A 3,287-nucleotide genomic window follows, 5' to 3' on the forward strand; every position below is an offset into this window, starting at 1 on the left:
GCGTCGAACGCCGCCGCCTCCCGCAGGAACCCGCCCGTCCGGGTGTAGGACGTGCCGCTGTGGTCCGGGTCCGGGTCGTACAGCGTCTCGACGTCCCAGCCGCGGTCGGCCGGGAACTCCGACACCGCGTCCACGCCGTCGGCCACCAGCCGCCACAGGTCCTCCGGCGACGCCACGCCGCCCGGATAGCGGCAGGCCATCCCGACGAGCACGATCGGATCGTCGGACGGGACGGGCACGGCCACCGGCAGCGGTTCCGCCGCCTCCGAGGCGCCGAACAGGCCCTCCAGCAGGAAGCCGGCGATCGCGTGGGCGGTCGGGTAGTCGAACACGACGGTGGCCGGCAGCTGGAGACCGGTCACGGTCCGCAGCCGGTTGCGCAGTTCGACCGCCGTCAGCGAGTCGAAGCCGAGGTCCTGGAAGGCCCGCGACGGATCCACCGTCGACCGGCCCTCGTGGCCGAGCACGAGCGCGATCTGGTCGCGCACCAGTTCCAGGACGGCCTCGCGCCGCGCGTCGCCGCCCAGGCCCGACAGCCGCCGGGTCAGGTCGACCGCGGCAGGGGCCGTGGCCGCCCGGCGCGCCGGGGCCCGGACCAGGCCGCGCAGGAGGGTGGGGACGTCGCCCCGGTCCCGCAGGGCGGGCAGGTCGAGCCGGACGGGCAGGACGGCCGGCTCGGCGCCGGTGGCGACCGCGTCGAACAGCGCCAGCCCGTGCTCCGGGTCGAGCGGCGGCACGCCGGCGCGGGTCATCCGCTCCCGCTCGGCGTCGGTGAGCGTGCCGGTCATGCCGGCCACGTCCGACCACGGGCCCCAGGCGAGCGAGACGGCGGGCAGGCCGAGGGCGCGGCGGTGGACCGCCAGGGCGTCCAGGTAGGCGTTGCCCGCCGCGTAGGCGGCCTGGCCCGCATTGCCGAACGTACCGGCCATCGACGAGAACAGGACGAACGCTTCGACGTTCCCGGCGGCCCGGTGGAGGTTCCACGCCGCGTCCGCCTTCGGGCGCAGGACGGCCGAGAGCCGCGAGGGGGTGAGCGAGCCGATCACGCCATCATCGAGCACACCGGCAGTGTGAACGACCGCACGGATGTCGTGCCGGGCGAACAGGTCCACGACAGCGGCCTCGTCGGCCACGTCACAAGCCTCGACCCTCGCCCCTGCACCCAGCTCCGCCAGCAACTCCTCGACGCCCTCGGCCTCCACGCCCCGGCGGCTCACCAACAGCAGGTCACGCACGCCGTGCTCGGCCGCCAAGTGCCGGGCCATAAGCTTCCCGAGGCCACCGGTACCACCGGTGATCAGGACCGTGCCCCCACTCGGCCACGCCACCGCCGTTTCGGCCGCTGCTTCCGTACGCACCAGGCGGGCAGCCAGGACTTCACCGTCGCGGACCAGCAGCTGCGGCTCGTCCACGCCCAGAGCCTCCGGCAGAAGGACCTCGTCCCCCGCCAGATCCATCAGACCGAACCGGCCCGACTCCTCCGACACCGCCGACCGCACCAGACCCCACACCGCTGCGCCCGGCAGGTCCTCGCCCGCCACCACACCGCGCGTCACGAACACCAGACGCGAACCCGCGAAACGCTCCTCCACCAGCCAGCCCTGCACCAGCTCCAGCACCCGCGCCGTCCGCGCGTGCACCTCACCAGCAGCCGCCTCGATCACGACCACCGGCGGCACATCCTCCGGCACCTCCGCCAGCGACCCGACCGCCACGAACGCCGGAGCAGCGGCCGCCTTCACCGGCACCCAGTCCACCCGGAACAGCGAGTCCCGGCCGACCCGCGTCCCGGCCGCGAGCTGCTCGGCGGCGATCGGGCGCACCGTCAGCGCGCCGACCGAGGCCACCGGCCTGCCGTCGGCGTCGGCCACGGCGAGCGCCAGGGCACCGGAGGCCGACCGCGTCAGCCGCACCCGCACCGCCGAAGCACCGGTCGCGTGCAGCGCCACGTCCTCCCACACGAACGGCACGCCGCCGCCCTCGCCGGCCCCCGCCAGGGCGAAGCCGTGGAGGCAGGCGTCGAACAGGGCGGGGTGCAGGCCGAAGCCGCTGCCGTCGGTGCCCTCGGGCAGGGCGACCTCCGCGAAGAGCTCGTCCCCGCGCCGCCAGGCGGCCCGGAGGCCCCGGAACGCGGCGCCGTACTCGAACCCGGCCTCGGCGAGGCCCTCGTACAGTCCGGCCGCGTCGACCGCCTCGGCACCGGCCGGCGGCCACACCGACGCGTCGAACGCCACCGGCACCGCGCCCGAGCCCAGCACACCGCTCGCGTGCAGCGTCCAGACCGGCTCCGGGCCGGTGTCCGCCGTGGAGTGGATGCCGACCGCGCGGCGCCCGGAGTCGTCCGGCTCGGCCAGGCGCACCTGGATCCGGACGGAGCCGTCCTCGGGCAGGACCAGCGGCGCGGCCATGGTCAGTTCCTCGACCAGGTCGCAGCCGACCTCGTCGCCCGCCCGCACGGCCAGTTCGACCAGCGCCGTGCCCGGCACCAGGACGGAACGCATGACGACGTGGTCCGCGAGCCACCCGTGCGACCGGGCCGACAGCCGGCCGGTGAACAGGTAGCCGTCCGTGTTGACGAGCTCGACGGCCGCACGCAGCAGCGGGTGCTCGGCGGCACCGAGTCCCGCGAGCCGGACGTCGCCGCCGCGCGCGAGGGTGACCGCCGGCCAGTAGTGCCGGTGCTGGAACGCGTACGTGGGCACGTTCACGGCCCGGGCACCGGTGCCGGCGAAGAGCGCGGCCCAGTCGACGTGCGCGCCGGTGACGTGCAGGCGTGCGAGGGCGGTGAGGACGGTCGTGTCCTCGGCCTGGTCCTTGCGGAGGGCGGAGGCCAGCACGGCGTCGTCGGAGAGCGAGGAGGCCGCGAGTGCGGTGAGGACGCCGTCGGGGCCGAGCTCCAGGAAGCGCGTGACGCCCGCGGCCTCCAACGTACGGACGCCGTCGGCGAAACGGACGGCCTCGCGGACGTGACGCACCCAGTACTCGGGGGTGGTGAAGTCCTCTCCGAGGCCGAGGGCGCCGGTCAGGTTCGAGACCACCGGGATCGACGGCGCGTTGTACGTCAGCCCGTTGAGGACCGTACGGAAGTCCGCCAGCATCGGGTCCATCAGCGGCGAGTGGAACGCGTGCGAGACGCGCAGCCGCGCCGTCTTGCGGTCGGCGAAGTGCGCCTCGATCTCCGACACGGCCGACTCGGAACCAGAGACGACGATCGAGCGCGGGCTATTGACCGCAGCGATCGACACGAACTCACCCACCCACCGCCGGCCTTCGGCCGCCGTCGCCAG

Annotated in this window: 1 protein-coding gene; it reads right to left on the reverse strand. The window is 74.9% G+C overall.

The genetic code is table 11. The annotated features are described in order from the left end of the window. On the reverse strand, positions 1-3,245 hold a 3,245-nt coding region (locus tag ACFV4F_RS42895; RefSeq protein WP_380511384.1), incomplete at its 3' end, for an SDR family NAD(P)-dependent oxidoreductase. Positions 3,246-3,287 lie beyond the last annotated feature (42 nt).

The organism is Kitasatospora sp. NPDC059722, assembly GCF_042733235.1.
In the GTDB taxonomy this organism is placed as follows: domain Bacteria; phylum Actinomycetota; class Actinomycetes; order Streptomycetales; family Streptomycetaceae; genus Kitasatospora.